Genomic DNA, 17,301 nt, shown 5'->3' on the forward strand with positions numbered 1-17,301 from the left:
CTTTTTTTTGGCGAAACAGGGAAGCTATTTTTTTGACATTATCAATAGCAAGAAAATTTTTTTTTCATTTTTTTTTCAAAAATATTTGCCTAATATTAAAACCGCCAATGATCCTGGATCCCCGATCAGACAAGGATTTTGACAGTTTTTGAATTTTACTATTTTCGCGTCTCTTATTTATTTTTTTCAATCCATTTTACGCTTATGAGTAAATCAGCTGAACAGGTTTGGGAAACGTGTCTTGAAATCATCAAAGACAATGTGTCGACCCAAAGCTTTAAAACCTGGTTCGAGCCGATTAAGCCGGTGAAACTGAAAGGGAATGTCCTGACCATCCAGGTACCCAGTCAGTTCTTTTACGAATGGTTGGAAGAGCACTACGTTTCTCTTTTGAAGAAGACGGTTAAAAAGGAACTTGGAAGTGAAGGTCGCCTGGAGTATTCCATTATTATGGACAATGCCTCCAACCAGGCCAAGCCTTATACGGTGAACATCCCCACCACCAACAAGTCGGCCTTAAAAAACGCACCGGTGGATTTCCCGGTGGACCTTGGCAGCAAGACCATCCGGAATCCTTTTATCATTCCGGGTCTTCAGAAAGTGAACGTAGATTCTCAACTCAACCCCAATTACTCTTTTGAGAATTTCGTAGAGGGGGATTGCAATCGTTTGGCCAGGTCGGCCGGCTTTGCGGTTGCAAACAAACCAGGTGGAACGGCATTCAACCCACTCCTTATATACGGGGGTGTCGGATTAGGTAAAACCCATTTGGCTCACGCCATCGGGATACGCATCAAAAACAATTTCCCCAGTAAGACCGTGCTGTATGTTTCTTCGGAAAAGTTCTGTCACCAGTTTATTGATTCGGTGAAGAACAACAGCCAGAACGACTTTGTACACTTCTATCAAATGATGGATGTGCTGATCATCGACGATGTTCAATTCCTCGCAGGAAAAGAAAAAACACAGGATGTATTCTTTCACATCTTCAACCACCTCCACCAAAACGGTAAGCAGATTGTTCTGACCGCCGACAAGGCACCGGTTGAAATGCAGGGCATGGAACAACGTTTGTTGTCGCGTTTCAAATGGGGACTTGCAGCCGACCTGCAGGCGCCCGACCTCGAAACACGTATCGCCATCCTGGAAAAGAAAATGTACATGGAAGGTGTGGACCTCCCCGGTGAAGTGGCCGAATACCTCGCCTACTCCATCTCCACCAACATCCGTGAACTGGAAGGTGCTTTCATTTCTTTGCTGGCTCAGGCTTCTTTGAACAAAAAGAACATCACCCTGGAGCTGGCGAAGCAGATGATCGACAAGTTTGTGAAGAACACTGCCAGGGAAGTGTCCATCGACTACATCCAGAAAGTGGTGTGCGATTACTTTGATCTGCCCATCGAACTGATGAAGTCGAAAACCCGCAAACGCGAGGTGGTACAAGCGAGGCAAATCGCCATGTACTTTGCCAAAAACCTGACCAAGGCTTCGCTTGCCAACATCGGAATGCATTGTGGTGGCAAAGACCACGCAACGGTATTGCATGCCTGCCGCACGGTGAATAACTTAATGGATACCGACAAGCGTTTCAGGGCTTATATCGAAGACCTGGAAAAGCGAATCAGCATCAACAGTTGAATGTGAGATTACCCAGTATCAGGAAAACCGGAGTCGAAAGGCTTCGGTTTTTTTGTTGCATTTCTTCAGGCTTTCTTCCGCAATTCAATGACGGTGATCTCGGGCGCCATGCCCACCCTTCCGGGGAATCCCAGGAAGCCGAATCCGCGGTTCACATAGAGGTGTTGTTTGCCTTCGGAATACATGCCGGCCCACCGCGGATACTTATATTGCACCGGGCTCCACTTGAGTCCGAGTGTGGTGGACTCCACCCCGAATTGAGCACCGTGGGTATGCCCGGCCAGGGTCAGGTCGATGTCGGTTTGTCCAAGCACCTGGGCATCCCAATGAGAGGGATCATGTGACATCAGCACCTTGAAAGGAATGTCTTCAGGAATGCCTTGCAAAGCTTTCGATAGGTCGCCGTACTGGTGAAACGGGGGCTTGCCCCAATTTTCAACTCCTACCAATGCGATGCGTTCGCCTCCCCTTTCGAGGATCCTATTCTCATTTCGCAACAGGTCGAAACCGATGGCTTCATGCATGCCCACCACTTCATTGAAGTTACGGGCTTTGTCTTCCGGAGAATCCCAGTTGCTGTAGTCGCCATAGTCGTGGTTGCCGAGCGAGGAGTATCTTCCGTGTTTGGCTTCGAACTGTTCGAGGTATGGCAACCATCCATCCAGTTCCGCCGAGAAATTGTTTACAAGGTCACCGGTGAACAGCATCACATCTCCCATTTCCCGGTTGGCCATTTCCAGTCCGACCTTCACCGCATCAAAGTCCTTATCAAAACTTCCGATGTGCAGGTCGCTGATTTGCACGATGCGAAATCCGTCGAATGCATTCGGCAGGTTGGGTAGTTCGAGTGTTTCCTTCAGGACACGGAAATCATACCGTCCCTTCAGGATGCCGTATGAAATGCCGATGAAGGGAATGGCGGCAACTCCGAGTCCGGCCTTGGTAAGAAACGTGGCCCTGTCCATGGGGGTACCGGGTATGCCCACCGGTTCCGAACGGAAACGCCTGGCCAGTTTATTGATGAGCCAGCGGAAGTCGTCTGCCAGTTGAAAGAGGTTGAAGATGATCTTGGGGATGGCGGATACCAACCCCATCCCGAACAGGTACGATGCACGGACGTGCATCTGTGGGTTGTAATTGCCACGGAAGTGGTAGCTGAGCCAAAGCATGTATCCGATGAACACCACGGTGTACGACCAATAGATGCCCGTTAGTATCTGCAACACCCTTTTCGGCAACGGCCATGATAATTTTTTCCACCCGCGGTAGGCATACGCATCCAGCAACAGGATGAATAAAGCGAGGACAAGGATCGTTATATAAGGAAAGGTCCGCATCTCTAACAAAGGTAAGTCTGCCTATCCGACCTGCCCCCATTTAATTGTTAAATTTTCCAAAAGGGATGAAAAACCGTACTTTCGCTGGCTGTAAATTCAATCAAATGAGAAGCCCCTTTTTCCCGGTTCTTTTTCTGTTTGCAACAACCGTGTTGTTATCAACCCGGGTTTCCGGGCAATCTTTTGAGATCACCCCTGAAAATACGCAGTACATCAACCAGCGTTTTGAGCAGGGGCAGTTGGTGTCATCGCTCCGCGACGACCTGGTCGGCGGCACGTGGACCCTTTATTACGATGCCGAGAAGACAAGGAAAATTGAACAATGTTCCTATAAGAATGAAAAGCGTAACGGCGAGCACATCACCTGGTATCTGAACCAGCAAATGCGAACCCAGGTCGCCTATAAAAACGGCGACAAAACCGGCACCGAAACCAGGTGGTATGAGAATGGTCAGATGATGAGCCAAACTTCGGCACACAGCATCACCGATACCGTTTGTGACCGCGTCGAATGGTACAAAACCGGTGAAGTCAGATACAAGGAAAAGCGGGATGGTGACAAAAGGTTAAGTACGGTCTACTATCCTGACGGTACCATCAAATGCGAGCGTGTGGAAATGTATAGCAAAGATCCGAAACTGCTTCTTCCGCAATACGTGTTGATGAGTGAAGTCTGCCGGTGCAAGAACGGCAATACCCTTTATGATTATACCACCAAACAGGGTGAGAAAACAGCCTATAAGGAATACCATTGCAACGGCAACCTGAAGATGCAGGGCACGATGGTTCAATCCCGCGATTTCAAAGTGGGAAAATGGAGTTACTACCGGATCGACGGAACGCCCGAACATGTTGAGTTATATAAGGACGCCGATACCCCGGTGAAGGCCAACATCAAAGACGGCATCTGGATCTATTACCGCGATTCGGGTGAGATCGCCCGGGAAGAAACCTACCAGGATGGTGTACTGATGGAGTCTCATTTTGCCGATTGATCTTTTTTCCCCTTCTTTGTTTACCTGCTCGGCAGGAGGTGAATTTTGCATGTCAGAAGGAAGAACCTGGGCAGGGCGATCCTGATTCACGGTTTGAGGATTGGAGATATACCTCCGGGCTTTATCGTTCTGAACATCATTGACCAGACTTCAGTCTGCTACTAACCATCATACCAAATCTTAACGACCATGATTCGAATTTTGTCCATCGACGGAGGCGGAATCCGCGGAATTCTGCCAGGCCAAGTCCTGGTGAGTCTTGAAAAAAAGATCCAACAGAAAACCAACAATCCGAATGCACGCATCAGTGATTACTTCGACCTGTTTGCCGGCACAAGCACAGGCGGTATCCTCACCTGTGCCCTGCTGGCACCCGATGTGATTGACCCCACCCGACCCAAGCTCACCGCGCAGGGAGCGGTGGACCTGTACCTGAAACAGGGCGGTGAGATTTTCAAGAAAACCACCAGAAAAAAGTTCACCAGCATCTTCGGTCTGGCCGATGAGGTATATGATGAAAAGAACATCGAAAAAGTGCTGAAAGATGTTTTCGGCGACATCAAGCTGAGCCAGTTGCTGAAACCCTGCTTCATCACATCTTACGACATCTTCCGCCGTCAGGCACATTTCTTCGCACAGCATGATGCCAAGGAAAATGAAGGATATGATTTCCCGGTGGTTGATGTGTGTCGGTCCACTTCGGCTGCTCCCACCTACTTCGAGGTGAGCAAGGCCACATCCTCCACCGGCGTGGAATACCCACTGGTGGATGGAGGCGTATATGTGAACAATCCTTCCCTGTGCGCATACGCTGAGGCCTGTTCAATCTTCAAAAAACCGGGCGGCAAGGTGAATGTGACCGCCGATGACATCTTCATTCTTTCGCTGGGAACCGGTACCGAAAAGAAACCCTATCAGTACAAGAAAGCCAAGGACTGGGGCAAGGTGGAATGGATTGTGCCGCTGATCGACATCATGATGTCGGGCGTTTCGGAGACCGTTAGCTATCAGCTCCAACAAATTTACAAGGCCATCGGTCGCCCCGATCAATACGTGCGCATCCAACCCATTATCGGAGATGCCGATACGGAAATGGACGATGCCACCCCAACCAACCTGAACGCACTCAGGATGGCAGGTACCGAAAGTGCTGAGATCAATGAGAACCTGCTGGATCGGGTTGTGGCCACCATCACGGCAACGGAGGATGTAAAGCCAACCGTCGCTTCCACCGTGCATTCGATTTAGCTCAATATGGCCTGGTTGTTTTTTTGCCACAAAGGCACCAAGACGCGAAGTTTTTTATTGACAATATCATAAACCTTTGCGCCTTCGTGTCCCTGCCTGCCGACACCCAAGCCCGGAGCAACGGCAGGCAGGTTTGCGGCATTTTCTCACCAGGAAAGTTTATTCCCGCAAATCACCCCACCTCCTTTGGGCGGTATATCCGTTACTAAAACGACATTGTTGATAACTCTGTCGAGATTATGGAACCGTAGGGAGGCGCTTTACGTATCTTGCTTGTAAATGTCCAGTGAAATGAAAAAAGTGCTTGCCGGATTGTTGTTGGTGATCGCTTCCCCCTTCGTAAAAGCTCAAGGTACATGGGAATGCGGTTATGTTGATTTGGGTAAAGGAATTCTGGAACAAACGGTCCTTCTCACCCAAACAGAGAACGACTTCAAATTCGCCTTTAAGGATTCTGTGAATACCAGTGTGGTGGAGCAGCTTCAGAAAGCCATCCCCCCTTATGATGAGATCCTGGAAGTGGACTTCGGTCCTACCACATTCCTTTACAACATCGACGGCAGCACCGTGGTGTTCCGCAAATGCAAATCGGCTGTAAGTACAAGCAGCAGTTCAGCGGACCTCCTCCCGTCGAAGCAACCCTAGCCATCTTCTCAACCAGATACAAAAGGCTGACACATACGTGCCGGCCTTTTTTTATGCTTCCGTCCTGATACAATTGTTATTTTTGGTTTCTCCCAGGCCAAACCAAGTATCAACAAAACACCCCTAGCTATCATGAAAAAAACCGCATTGTTTCTATTCGCCGCCTGCATGACGGGCAGCCTTTCCGCACAGGATCTTCCCGCCCCGAGTCCCGCCGCCAAGGTGGAACAACGGGTCGGCCTCACCGGTATATCCGTTGTTTATTCAAGTCCGGCCGTGAAAGGCCGCCAGATCTGGGGCGGACTCGTGCCCTACGGAGAAGTATGGAGAACCGGCGCCAACAAAGCCACCCAGGTGACCTTCAGCGACGATGTAACCGTAGCAGGTCAGGCTGTGAAGGCAGGATCCTATGCCCTGTTCACCATCCCCGGCGAAAGCGAGTGGACCGTGATCCTGAGCAGCAACACCGAACAATGGGGTTCCGGCAGCTACAAACAGGAAGAGGATGTGCTTCGCATCCAGGCCACACCTTCAGAGGTTCCGATGCGCGAACGCATGACCTTCGTGTTCAACAACACCACCGATAAAAGCACCGAGCTGACGCTGGAATGGGAAAAGCTGGCTGTGGCCATCCCCATCGGTGTGGATGTGGAAGCCAAAGCGCAGAAGAACATCGAGGAAGCCCTGGCCAATGCCAAGGCCGACGACTGGCAGGTATACCGCAACGCCGCACGTTATTCGGTGCAGTCGGGCAAGAACCTCGACAAGGCCCTGGATTGGATCAACAAAGCCATCTCCATTAAAAACGACAGCTGGCTGGTACATTCCGTGAAGGCCGATGTGCTGGCTGCCCTGGGAAAACACAAGGAAGCCATTGAATCCAACAAGAAAGCCATTGAACTGGGTGAAGCCGAAGCCAAACAGAACGGCGAGAAATTCGCTTACAAATCCGACCTTGAAAAAGAGATCGAGACCTGGAAATCGGCAAAATAAATAACACATAAACAAAGGCCGCTGCCCCTTACAGGCAGCGGTTTTTGTATTTTTGCAGTTATGCCTTTCGAACTCGTATCCGACTTTAAGCCTACCGGCGACCAACCCGAAGCCATCCGCCAGCTGTGCGAAGGCATTCGTCGTGGCGACCCGGCACAAGCCCTGCTGGGCGTTACCGGCTCGGGAAAAACATTCACCATTGCCAATGTGGTGAAGGAACTGCAGCGCCCTACCCTTATCCTGAGCCACAACAAAACCCTGGCCGCCCAGTTGTACGGTGAGTTCAAAACCTTCTTCCCCAACAACGCGGTGGAGTATTTCGTGTCCTATTACGACTACTACCAGCCCGAGGCCTACATGCCCACCACCGATACCTATATTGAAAAAGACTTATCTATCAATGACGAGATCGAGAAGCTGCGACTGAGCACCACCACCGCCTTGCTTTCCGGTCGCCGGGATGTGCTGGTGGTGTCATCTGTTTCCTGTATTTATGGCATTGGTAACCCCGACGACTTCGGCGAGAACGTGACCGAGATCCGCGCCGGACAAACCATCGCACGGAACAAGCTGCTGCACCAACTGGTGAATGCACTCTATGCCCGCACCGAAGGCGACTTCGAGCGGGGGCACTTCCGGGTGAAGGGAGATACCCTGGATATCTACCCCGCCTATGCCGACCTCGCCTACCGGGTGAGCTTCTGGGGCGATGAGATCGAAAAGATCGAGTCGTTCGAACCCGCATCCGGCATTACCCTGGAAAAGTTCGATCAGGTGAAGATCTACCCGGCCAATATCTTCGTGACCACCAAAGAACGGTTGCAGCAATCCATCTTCCAGATCCAGGAAGACATGGTGAAACAGGTGGATTACTTCAGGGAAACCGGCCGCAACCTGGAAGCCAAACGCCTGGAAGAACGTGTTACGTACGACCTGGAGATGATGCGGGAACTCGGGTACTGCTCAGGTATCGAGAACTATTCCCGCTACTTCGACGGCCGATCATCAGGGTCACGCCCCTTCTGCCTCATTGATTATTTCCCGGATGATTTCCTGATGGTGATTGATGAAAGCCACGTGACCATTCCCCAAATCCGGGGCATGTACGGTGGCGACCGATCCAGAAAAGAAAACCTGGTGGAATACGGATTCCGCCTGCCTGCCGCCCTTGATAACCGTCCCCTTCAGTTTGATGAATTCGAATCACTTGCCCCGCAAACCATCTTTGTAAGTGCTACCCCGGGCGACTATGAACTGGAGAAAAGTGAAGGAACCGTGGTGGAACAGATCATCCGCCCGACCGGACTGCTCGACCCCGTGATTGATGTGCGGCCGTGCCAAAACCAGATCGACGACCTGCTGGATGCCGTGGGTGAAGTGACCAAACGGGGTGAACGCGTGCTGGTGACCACCCTCACCAAACGCATGGCGGAAGAACTGGCCAAGTATATGTCGAACCTCAACATCCGTTGTCGCTATATCCACTCCGAAGTGGATACACTCGACCGCGTGGAAATCCTGCGCGACCTGAGGTTGGGTAAGTTCGATGTGCTCATCGGGATCAACCTGCTGCGGGAAGGACTTGACCTGCCCGAAGTAAGCCTGGTGGCAATCCTGGATGCCGACAAGGAAGGCTTCCTTCGTTCGGAAAGATCCCTGACGCAGACCGCAGGTCGTGCTGCACGTAACATCAACGGACTGGTGATCATGTATGCCGATAAGATCACCGAGTCGATGCAGAAAACGATTGACGAGACGAACCGCCGTCGCGCCAAGCAAATGGCATACAACGAGGCGAACGGACTGGTACCACAGGCCATCATCAAATCACGCGAACAGATCCTCGCCCAGTCGACCCTCGGCAAAGGTGCCCGGAAAGAGCATGTCTACGAGAAGCAGGAAACGACAATTGTCAGCGCCGCCGACCCGGCCACGGCTTACATGAAAAAGGAAGATTGGGAAAAGGTGATCCGGCAGGCGCGCAAGCAGATGGAAACCGCTGCAAGGGAATTGAATTTCGTGGATGCAGCCAGGTACCGGGATGAGTTGTTTGCGTTGGAAGCCGCGTTCAGGGAGAAGTTCAAGGGCGGTTGATGTGAGCGTGGGGAGTTAATGGTTAATGGTTAATAGTTAATGGTGGCCAGATGTCATTGACACAACCGGAGGGAGTTATTTACCGCACAGCCCCATTACGCGACTGAAAGGAGCCCTTTACAGCGTAGCACATTCACGCGACCATCGGGAGCCATATCAGCAAAAAAAAAGCAGCAGTATACACCGCTGCCTTCCCTTAAAATTTTGTTCTGTTTACCAGGACATGAAGTTGGTTGACATCTTCGTCCGCTTGGTCTTGGGGTGCTTGCTTCCGCACCCGGAAAAGATCGCCATGGTAAATGTCAACAGACAGGCCATCGCCACCAAACGCAGGGTTCTGTTATTCATCGTCGTCTACTCTTAGGGGGTTTAACATTACTTTACGCCAATATAGCTACTTGGAAAGACAAATTCAAGTTTTGGGGGTGTTGGTTATTGGTTATTGGTTATTGGTTGATGGTTGATGGTTATTGGTTGCCGGATGTCATTGACACGACCGGAGGGAGCCACTGACCGCGCAGCTTACTGACACGAACGCAGTGAGTCATTTACCATTTACGCTTCTGAAAGGAGCTATTGACGGCGCAGCCTATTCCGGGGTGTTAACTTGAGACTTGCGACTTGAAACTCGCGACTCCCCGAAGGGGCCCCTACTTGTCTTTCGACATCTTCTCCGAAATCTTTTCCAGCGTATAGGCCAGGTCGGCTGAGTGGATGTTGATGTAGGGAAAGTCCTTGCCCGATGACCGGTCATGGATATAAAAGGCGATGTTGTATCCCGGTGGCACATAAAATCCCTGCAGGGTGGTGGTGCTGCGGTAGTACACATATTTGTGGCGCATCACATAGCGGAACTTGTCAACCGGAAATTCGGCGGTGTCCTTGGATGTTGCCACATCGCTGTTGACGATGAAATGGGAAACCTTGTTGGTATCCATGGCGTTGCTGATAAAACCGTTGTACTTGTCGAGGTTGTCGTTGGTCTCTTCAATCTTGGTCTTGATCATGTCACGCTTTTCGTAGTCGAAGTTCACATCGGCATCAATGCCGGTGGAGGCACCCTTGGACTTGTCCGCCTTGTCAATGGCGTAACTACTGAGGTCACGTTCCTCGTCCAGGGTTTCGGGGTCGAGGTATTCAAACCGTTCTACCAGGATCTTGTACCTGTAAAAATCGCCTGGGAGAGATTCTTTCTTTACTTTTTTCCAGCTGGTTTGTCCGGAGACAAAACCGCCCATCAAGCTGAGGGCCACCATAAATGCCAGCCCTTTTCCGGGTTTCAACAAGGATTTCATCAAACTGTGCTTTTTCGTCGTGAAGCCTGAAATTTACAAACTTTATTCCATTCTTCCAGTTCCGGCGCCCATCCCCCTTTCTCCGGCCTCCATAATCTGCCTCAAAAACACCCCGGTTTCGTCTATGAGTTATCCACAATTTAACCCTTGATAAGTGGGTGTTTTTTTATCCGCTTTTCGAATACCTTTTTATTATATTGCGAAGGCCACTTAAATTTTTACCTGCAGTCCGTGCACTTATCCAAATCGTCACCTATGTCCAAGAAAGAGCGCTATTCCCTTGAATTCATCGTCAAATCCAGTCCCAAAATTCTGTTCAATTGCATCAGCACCCCCAGCGGCTTGTCCGAATGGTTTTCCGATGATGTGAATGTGCGTGACCAGATATATACCTTTTTATGGGATGGAGATGAACAACAGGCGGAGTTACTGGACATCAAACCCAACGAGAGCATTCGCTTCCATTGGCTGGATGATGAAGACCCGGACACCTATTTCGAATTCCGCATCGCCAAGGACGACCTCACCGGAGAAATCGCCCTGGTGGTGACCGACCATGCCGACAAAGCGGAAAAGGACGAAGCCATGCGGCTGTGGAATTCTCAGATCCACGACCTGATGCATGTCATCGGTTCCTGACCTCCCCCACCCTTATTCTGGCACCCGAATTGTATCTTTGCCAGCCTGTGATGAACCGGTGGCAGAAATAACCCCGTTGTTCACGCCTGACAATTCACGAAATTAGCCGGCATGAAAAAGTTAGATCAGTTGATGGTGAAGTCCTACCTGGGGCCCTTCGTGCTGACCTTCTTCATTGCACTCTTCATGCTGGTGATGCAGTTCCTGTGGAAGTATGTGGATGACCTCGTAGGGAAAGGACTGGAAGCAAACGTGATCGCCGAACTCCTCATGTATGCCTCCGCCAGCCTGGTGCCCATGGCCCTCCCGCTGGCCATCCTGCTGTCCAGCATCATGGTGTTCGGAAACCTGGGCGAGAAGTACGAGCTGGCCGCCTGCAAGTCGGCGGGTATTTCCGTTCAGCGACTCATGCGGCCGCTGACCATCGTGGCCCTGATCATCAGCGGATGCGCTTTCTACTTTGCCAACAACATCCTCCCCATCGCCAACCTGAAAATGGCCACCCTGATTTGGGATGTGCAGCAGAAAAGCCCCGCCCTCAACATCAAGGAAGGCATCTTTTACGCGGGCATCGAAGGGTATACCATTCGGGTGGGTAAAAAAGGTCCGAACGGGAAGCTGAACGACATCATGATCTATGACCATACCGAAAGGCAGGGAAATGTGAAACTGGTGATCGCAGATTCCGGTCGCATGGCCATGACCGAAGACGAGCGCTACCTCCTGGTTGAACTGTACAACGGAAGCAGCTATGAGGAAATGGATAAGGCTGTCCGATCGCGCCGGCACAATTTCCCCTTCGTGCGTTCGCAATTCAAGAAAGAGGAAATTCGCTTCGATCTGTCTTCATTCGCCTTCATGCGTTCGGACGAAGACATGTTCAAGGACAAGTACACGATGATGAATATCACCCAGCTGACCCGCCAGATGGACACCCTGAAGGAAAGCATGGTGGAACGGGTGGATGAGTTTAACAAAGGACTGGTGAGCAGCTACAACAAACGCATGAACATCCCCGACAGCCTGGTGCAGTCTGATACCATGCTGGTGCTTACCCATACGAACATCCTCGACAACGTACCCACCGGCGACCGGGTGAAGGTGCTGCAAACGGCAGGTAACCTGGCCCGGAGCGCCAAGGCCTATACCGAGATCACCAAAGACGACCTGGAGGTGCGGTACAAGAACCTGATCCGCCACAAGATCGAATACCACCGCAAGTTCACACTTACCACCGCCTGCCTGGTGCTGTTCTTCATCGGCGCACCCTTGGGTGCCATCATCAGAAAAGGTGGATTGGGTATGCCCGTGGTGGTGGCTGTGGGTTTCTTCCTGTTGTACTACCTCACCTCCATCACCGGAGAGAAATTCTCCAGGGAAGCCGTGATCGCACCTGCCGTTGGCATGTGGATTTCCACCACTATTCTGCTGCCGATCGGCATCTTCCTGACCGCCAAGGCCACTACTGATTCCGGACTGCTGAGCGCCGAAGCGTGGCTGAAATTCCTGACCCGCATCTTCAAAAGAAAAAACAAGTGAAGCTGCTGGTCATACTGCCCAGGGTGCCATGGCCGCTGGAAAAGGGCGACAAGCTGAGGGCGTACCACATGCTCAGGCATCTTTCCAAAGACTTCGAGATCACCCTCGTGGCGCTGAACGACGAGGGCAACAAGCGGGATGCCATCCCCCATTTGCAACCCTACTGCCAACACATCGAGATCATCCGGCTGTACAAACCCATGATCTACCTCCGCCTGATCCGCTGCTTCCTGTTCGGCTCCCTGCCGCTGCAGGTACAATGGTTTCTGGATGGAAAGGCAAAGAAGAAGATCCGCCGGCTGATCGCCAGCACCCAGCCCGACCGCATCTTCTGTCAGCTGATCCGCACGTCGGAATACGTGCGGGACATTCCGGATATCCCCAAGGTGCTGGACTACATGGACGTGTTCTCCAAAGGCATGGACCGCCGGGCACAAACCGCTCCCGCCTACCAGAAGCCTGTTTTGCACATGGAGTACAAACGCCTGCTGAAGTACGAGCACAATGTGTTCAGCGATTTCCAGGCGCACATGATCATCTCATCGCAGGACCGCAACCTGATCGTACATCCCGACAAGCATTCCATTCACGTGGTGCCCAACGGTGTGGACACCGAATTCTTCCACCCCATGCAGGCCGCCAAAGACTACGACGTGCTGTTCAACGGCAACATGAGCTATCCGCCCAACGTGGAAAGTGCCGAGTTCCTGGTGAACGAAGTGCTGCCCCTGCTGAAGGAAACCCGCCCCGACCTGAAGATCCTGATCTCCGGCGCCACGCCCTCACCCCGGGTGAAGCAGCTGGCAGGTACATCGGTAACGGTGACCGGTTGGGTGGAAGACATCCGCGAAAGCTTTGCCCGGTCGAAGATGCTGGTGGCGCCCATGCAACTCAGCATCGGACTGCAGAACAAACTGCTGGAGGCCATGTCCATGAAGATCCCCTGCATCACCTCCCCCCTGGCCAACAACGCCCTTCAGGCGCCGGAAGGCTCTTGTATCCTGGTGGCTGCCGACGCCCCTGCCTATGCCCGTCACATCCTGCATTTGCTGGATCACCCCGAGCAAGCCGAACGCATGGCCGAAGAAGCCTATGCCTTCATCCGGCAGAAGTTCAGGTGGGAAGCCGTTGCGCAGGAAGTGGCGCAGGTAATCCGGCAGGCCCGCACCCCCTGATTGCATCGCGGTTTTCGTATCTTTGTACCCGGATAAAGAAATGCTTTCCGAGAAGGTGACTTTGTTGAGCTGAAGGTCTGAATGCCACGAAGGCACAAAGACACGAAGGGTTGCCGGGAAATATTCTGTGATTGCACGTAACGAATCTTTGTGCCTTGGTGTCTTTGTGGCAATAAAAACACGCCGCTGCAGACCGTGAATTTACAAGTTGAACATAAACCGCAATGAGCGAACAACTGAATACAATCGAAGAAGCCCTGGAAGACATCCGGGCCGGCAAAGTGGTGATCGTGGTGGATGATGCCGACCGTGAAAACGAAGGAGATTTCATTGCCGCCTCGCGCCATGCCACCCCCGAACTGGTGAATTTTATGGCCACCCACGGGCGCGGACTCATCTGCGCCTCCGTGGTGGAAAAACGCTGTGATGAACTCGGACTGGAGATGATGGTGTCCAAAAACACCTCGCTCCACGAAACGCCGTTCACCGTTTCCATCGACCTGATCGGCCACGGCACCAGCACGGGCATTTCCGCCAGCGACCGGTCCAAGACCATCCTGGCCCTGATCAACCCGGATACCAAACCCACAGACTTTGCCAAACCCGGCCATATCTTCCCCCTCCGTGCAAAAGCCGGTGGTGTATTGAGACGTGCCGGACATACCGAAGCCGCCATCGACCTTTCCAGGCTGGCCGGCTACGAACCTGCCGGTGTGCTGGTGGAGATCATGAACGAAGATGGCACCATGGCGCGGCTCCCGCAGCTGCTGGAGATCGCGAAGAAGTTCAACCTGAAGGTCATCTCCATCGAAGACCTGATCGCCTACCGCATCGCCAAGGAAAGCCTGATTGATAAGGAAGTGGAAGTGGACATGCCCACCGAGTACGGCCATTTCAAGCTGATCGCCTACCGCCAGACCACCACCGGTGAAGAACACCTGGCCCTGGTGAAAGGCGAATGGCAGGAAGACGAACATGTGCTGGTGCGGATGCACTCATCCTGCCTGACCGGTGATATCTTCGGCTCCTGCCGCTGCGACTGCGGTTCCCAGCTGCACAAAGCCATGGAGATGATTGAGAAGGAAGGCAAAGGCGTGGTTGTGTACATGAACCATGAAGGCCGCGGCATCGGACTGCTGAACAAACTGAAAGCCTACGAGCTGCAGGAACAAGGCCGCGATACCGTGGAGGCGAACCTGGAGCTGGGCTTCAAAGCGGACGCACGGGATTACGGCATCGGGGCGCAGATCCTGCGTGACCTGGGCGTGTCGAAGATCCGCCTGCTCTCCAACAACCCGAAAAAACGCACCGGCCTGATCAGCTACGGACTGGAGATCGTGGAGAACGTGGCCCTGGAGATCACGCCGAATGAACACAACAAAAAGTACCTGGAGACGAAGAAGAACAAGATGGGACATACGTTGAAGTTGAAAGGGTAAAGGGGTAAAGGGGTAAAGAGGTAAAGAGGTAAAGAGGTAAAGAGGTAATACGGTAAGGAATGGTAAGGGGGTAAAAAGTAAGAAGGTAAGAAGGTAAGGGAGTAAGGGAGTAAGGGAGTAAGGGTGCAAGAAGGTAAGGGAGTGAATGGATTGTGCCTTGGATGCCTGTAACGCGACCGTAGGGAGCATTTTATAGCACAGTTCTTTACGCGACCGAAGGGAGTACCCCACAGCGCAGCATCCTTACACGACCGAAGGGAGGATTTTACAGCGTAGCTTCTTTACACGACCGAAGGGAGTACCCCACAGCACAGCTTCTTTACGCGACCAACGGGAGCTCTTTACAATACAATCATAACACAACCAAAGGAAGCAATTCACACAGCACATCAATCTATAAACCGTATACAATCACCATGTCCGACCTCGCCTACCCCATCGGCCGCTTCAAATACGAAGCCGGCAACACAGAAAAACATCACCAGGCCATGGACTCCATCGCCCGCTTCGGCGCCGCCCTGGAAGCCGTGTGCAGAGACATCAACGATGAACAGCTTGCCTGGCGCTACCGCCCCGACGGGTGGACAATCCGCCAGGTGGTGCACCACTGCGCCGACAGCCACTCCAACGGTGTCGTACGCTTCAAGCTGGCCCTCACCGAAGACACCCCAAGGATCAAAACCTACGACGAGAAAGCCTGGTCGGAACTGGCCGACAACCAGCTGCCCATCGTCTTCTCACTCGGTATCCTGTTCGGCGTACATGCACGCTGGGACGCCCTCCTGAAAAGCATGACACCCCAAGACTTCGAGAAGCGCTTCTTCCACCCCGAACACGACCGCGAGATTTCCCTGGCGGAAATGACACAACTCTACGGCTGGCATAGCAACCACCACTTGGCGCATATCCAGCAGGCGTTGGGCTTCAAGGGGAAGTATTAGTTAATTCTTAATTAGGAATTAGGAATTAGGGAGGTAGCTGCAAGCTACGTGATAGGAAGACGAAGGTACAACCTTCGCCTAACGCCCCGGCACTATTGGTGAGAAGCCATGGATAACCGAGGATTCAAAAATGAAAAAAGACATGCGCGTTTTATTTGTCCTTTTCATTTCCTGTGCAATGGGAATCGCAGGGTGTTCTTCTTGTCCTGATTCTGACATGTTGGTTGGTAGTTACTGTTATAGCCATCATGGTTTTTCTTCCTCCCAAGATTCAATTTTCATATATGCCGACGGCACCTATACATATCAACATCTGGCCTCCAACGGACATGTTTTTGACAGACACGGCGCGTGGAAGCATGATTCGCCTGGTTGCGAAATTCTTTTTGAAAATTTCCTGTTTTTCAGTGATGAAAAATCTTTCTCCGGTTCACAAGGTGGCAACTGGTATTCACGCGTTCATGTGGTGGATGGAGTGATACTATTAATGTATTCCTCGGAGGATAACATCTATTTTTCCAAAGTGGGAAGAAATTCCCGACGTTAGACGTTAGGCGAAGGTTGTGCCTTCGTCTTAGTATCTTGTAGCATCCGCTACCCTGCATTCGTCAAACGCCTGGCAAACTCAGCGTAGCTAAGGAGAACACAGGAATTGTATCTCTTCGTCTGCAAAATTCGTAACTTAGGGAAAAATAGGCCTTATGCTGACCAAGGAAAAAATACTGCAGTCTCTCAAAGACCTTCCCGATACCTTCTCCATTGATGAGTTGTTTGACAGGATTATTCTGCTGAATAAAATTGAAGTTGGGCTGGAACAGTCAAAATCCGGCAAAACCAGCACAACAGATCAGGCCAGGGACAAGTTAAAAAAATGGCTGAAGTAAGGTGGACCGACCAGGCAATTGAAGATATAAACAACATTGCCGAATACATTTCCAAAGACAGCCTCACATTTGCCCGGATCCAAACCGATAGATTTTTCGAACGGGTAGAAATCCTGGAGACTCAACCACTGGCCGGACGCATTGTTCCGGAACTCAATGACCAAACCATAAGGGAGCTGGTTATGGGCAATTACAGGATCGTTTATCTCATGGATTCAGAAGACACAGCAACCATTCTAACTGTGCATCACAGCCGCAGACAACTATCCAACAACCCTGCTTTCGAAGAAGATAAATAATATAGTTTGCCTTCGTTTAATACCTGCCACAGATGGCAACAAGCTATGGAGAACAAGGGAAAAGCCGGGCATTGTAGCTACAAGCTACGCGATAGGAAGATGAAGGTACAACCTTCGCCTAACGTCCCGTGCCTTGTGAT

At 51.6% G+C, this 17,301-nt stretch carries 16 protein-coding genes; 14 read left to right on the plus strand and 2 right to left on the minus strand.

Annotation, left to right across the window (positions count from 1 at the left end):
* Positions 1–204: 204 nt before the first annotated feature.
* Positions 205–1,638, plus strand: coding sequence for a chromosomal replication initiator protein DnaA (gene dnaA / locus H6585_06740; protein ID MCB9448027.1), 1,434 nt, complete (start codon positions 205–207; stop codon positions 1,636–1,638).
* 65 nt (positions 1,639–1,703) lie between these two features.
* Here the strand turns inward: dnaA and H6585_06745 are convergent, their stop codons facing one another.
* Positions 1,704–2,975 (minus strand): metallophosphoesterase, encoded by a 1,272-nt coding sequence (locus tag H6585_06745; protein ID MCB9448028.1) that lies wholly within the window; start codon positions 2,973–2,975, stop codon positions 1,704–1,706.
* 104 nt (positions 2,976–3,079) lie between these two features.
* Here H6585_06745 and H6585_06750 point away from each other — a divergent pair, with 104 nt between their 5' ends.
* The 5 genes from H6585_06750 to uvrB all read left to right on the plus strand — a co-directional run bounded on the left by H6585_06750 (position 3,080) and on the right by uvrB (position 8,950).
* Positions 3,080–3,970, plus strand: coding sequence for a hypothetical protein (locus H6585_06750; protein ID MCB9448029.1), 891 nt, complete (start codon positions 3,080–3,082; stop codon positions 3,968–3,970).
* 189 nt (positions 3,971–4,159) lie between these two features.
* Positions 4,160–5,218, plus strand: coding sequence for a patatin-like phospholipase family protein (locus tag H6585_06755; GenBank protein ID MCB9448030.1), 1,059 nt, complete (start codon positions 4,160–4,162; stop codon positions 5,216–5,218).
* Positions 5,219–5,509: 291 nt separating this feature from the next.
* Entirely contained in the window at positions 5,510–5,863 is a 354-nt protein-coding gene (locus H6585_06760; protein ID MCB9448031.1) for a hypothetical protein, read from the plus strand.
* Between the two features lie 132 nt (positions 5,864–5,995).
* Positions 5,996–6,856: a DUF2911 domain-containing protein gene (locus H6585_06765; GenBank protein ID MCB9448032.1), complete on the plus strand. Its 861-nt coding sequence runs from the start codon at positions 5,996–5,998 to the stop codon at positions 6,854–6,856.
* Between the two features lie 60 nt (positions 6,857–6,916).
* Positions 6,917–8,950, plus strand: coding sequence for an excinuclease ABC subunit UvrB (gene uvrB, locus H6585_06770; protein ID MCB9448033.1), 2,034 nt, complete (start codon positions 6,917–6,919; stop codon positions 8,948–8,950).
* A 650-nt stretch (positions 8,951–9,600) separates the two neighbouring features.
* Here the strand turns inward: uvrB and H6585_06775 are convergent.
* Positions 9,601–10,245, minus strand: a complete 645-nt coding sequence (locus H6585_06775) for a hypothetical protein (protein ID MCB9448034.1) — start codon at positions 10,243–10,245, stop codon at positions 9,601–9,603.
* 255 nt (positions 10,246–10,500) lie between these two features.
* Here H6585_06775 and H6585_06780 point away from each other — a divergent pair, with 255 nt between their 5' ends.
* The 8 genes from H6585_06780 (at position 10,501) to H6585_06815 (ending at position 17,161) form a co-directional block, all read left to right on the plus strand.
* A complete protein-coding gene (locus tag H6585_06780; protein MCB9448035.1) occupies positions 10,501–10,884 on the plus strand; it encodes an SRPBCC domain-containing protein in 384 nt (127 codons plus the stop codon).
* A gap of 111 nt (positions 10,885–10,995) precedes the next feature.
* The gene (locus H6585_06785) at positions 10,996–12,423 is read left to right on the plus strand and encodes an LptF/LptG family permease (GenBank protein ID MCB9448036.1); all 1,428 of its coding nucleotides are present in this window, start codon (positions 10,996–10,998) and stop codon (positions 12,421–12,423) included.
* Positions 12,420–13,598: a glycosyltransferase gene (locus H6585_06790; GenBank protein MCB9448037.1), complete on the plus strand. Its 1,179-nt coding sequence runs from the start codon at positions 12,420–12,422 to the stop codon at positions 13,596–13,598. Before H6585_06785 ends, H6585_06790 begins: the two co-directional genes overlap by 4 nt.
* A gap of 224 nt (positions 13,599–13,822) precedes the next feature.
* Positions 13,823–15,037 carry a bifunctional 3,4-dihydroxy-2-butanone-4-phosphate synthase/GTP cyclohydrolase II gene (locus H6585_06795; protein MCB9448038.1) on the plus strand — a complete coding sequence of 405 codons (1,215 nt, stop codon included), beginning with the start codon at positions 13,823–13,825 and terminating at the stop codon, positions 15,035–15,037.
* Between the two features lie 416 nt (positions 15,038–15,453).
* Complete coding sequence (locus tag H6585_06800; GenBank protein MCB9448039.1) at positions 15,454–15,978, plus strand: putative metal-dependent hydrolase; 525 nt, start codon at positions 15,454–15,456, stop codon at positions 15,976–15,978.
* A gap of 130 nt (positions 15,979–16,108) precedes the next feature.
* Positions 16,109–16,525: a hypothetical protein gene (locus tag H6585_06805; GenBank protein MCB9448040.1), complete on the plus strand. Its 417-nt coding sequence runs from the start codon at positions 16,109–16,111 to the stop codon at positions 16,523–16,525.
* Positions 16,526–16,679: 154 nt separating this feature from the next.
* Positions 16,680–16,862 (plus strand): hypothetical protein, encoded by a 183-nt coding sequence (locus H6585_06810; protein ID MCB9448041.1) that lies wholly within the window; start codon positions 16,680–16,682, stop codon positions 16,860–16,862.
* Positions 16,850–17,161, plus strand: coding sequence for a type II toxin-antitoxin system RelE/ParE family toxin (locus H6585_06815; protein MCB9448042.1), 312 nt, complete (start codon positions 16,850–16,852; stop codon positions 17,159–17,161). The genes H6585_06810 and H6585_06815 overlap by 13 nt, the downstream gene beginning before the upstream one ends.
* Positions 17,162–17,301: the final 140 nt, after the last annotated feature.

The organism is Flavobacteriales bacterium, assembly GCA_020635855.1.
GTDB lineage: Bacteria > Bacteroidota > Bacteroidia > JACJYZ01 > JACJYZ01 > JACJYZ01.

Coding starts and splice junctions, on each gene's coding strand:
- dnaA (MCB9448027.1), top strand. CDS start 205: ATGAGTAAATCAGCTGAACAGGTTTGGGAAACGTGTCTTGAAATCATC.
- H6585_06745 (MCB9448028.1), bottom strand. CDS start 2,975: ATGCGGACCTTTCCTTATATAACGATCCTTGTCCTCGCTTTATTCATC.
- H6585_06750 (MCB9448029.1), top strand. CDS start 3,080: ATGAGAAGCCCCTTTTTCCCGGTTCTTTTTCTGTTTGCAACAACCGTG.
- H6585_06755 (MCB9448030.1), top strand. CDS start 4,160: ATGATTCGAATTTTGTCCATCGACGGAGGCGGAATCCGCGGAATTCTG.
- H6585_06760 (MCB9448031.1), top strand. CDS start 5,510: ATGAAAAAAGTGCTTGCCGGATTGTTGTTGGTGATCGCTTCCCCCTTC.
- H6585_06765 (MCB9448032.1), top strand. CDS start 5,996: ATGAAAAAAACCGCATTGTTTCTATTCGCCGCCTGCATGACGGGCAGC.
- uvrB (MCB9448033.1), top strand. CDS start 6,917: ATGCCTTTCGAACTCGTATCCGACTTTAAGCCTACCGGCGACCAACCC.
- H6585_06775 (MCB9448034.1), bottom strand. CDS start 10,245: ATGAAATCCTTGTTGAAACCCGGAAAAGGGCTGGCATTTATGGTGGCC.
- H6585_06780 (MCB9448035.1), top strand. CDS start 10,501: ATGTCCAAGAAAGAGCGCTATTCCCTTGAATTCATCGTCAAATCCAGT.
- H6585_06785 (MCB9448036.1), top strand. CDS start 10,996: ATGAAAAAGTTAGATCAGTTGATGGTGAAGTCCTACCTGGGGCCCTTC.
- H6585_06795 (MCB9448038.1), top strand. CDS start 13,823: ATGAGCGAACAACTGAATACAATCGAAGAAGCCCTGGAAGACATCCGG.
- H6585_06800 (MCB9448039.1), top strand. CDS start 15,454: ATGTCCGACCTCGCCTACCCCATCGGCCGCTTCAAATACGAAGCCGGC.
- H6585_06805 (MCB9448040.1), top strand. CDS start 16,109: ATGAAAAAAGACATGCGCGTTTTATTTGTCCTTTTCATTTCCTGTGCA.
- H6585_06810 (MCB9448041.1), top strand. CDS start 16,680: ATGCTGACCAAGGAAAAAATACTGCAGTCTCTCAAAGACCTTCCCGAT.
- H6585_06815 (MCB9448042.1), top strand. CDS start 16,850: ATGGCTGAAGTAAGGTGGACCGACCAGGCAATTGAAGATATAAACAAC.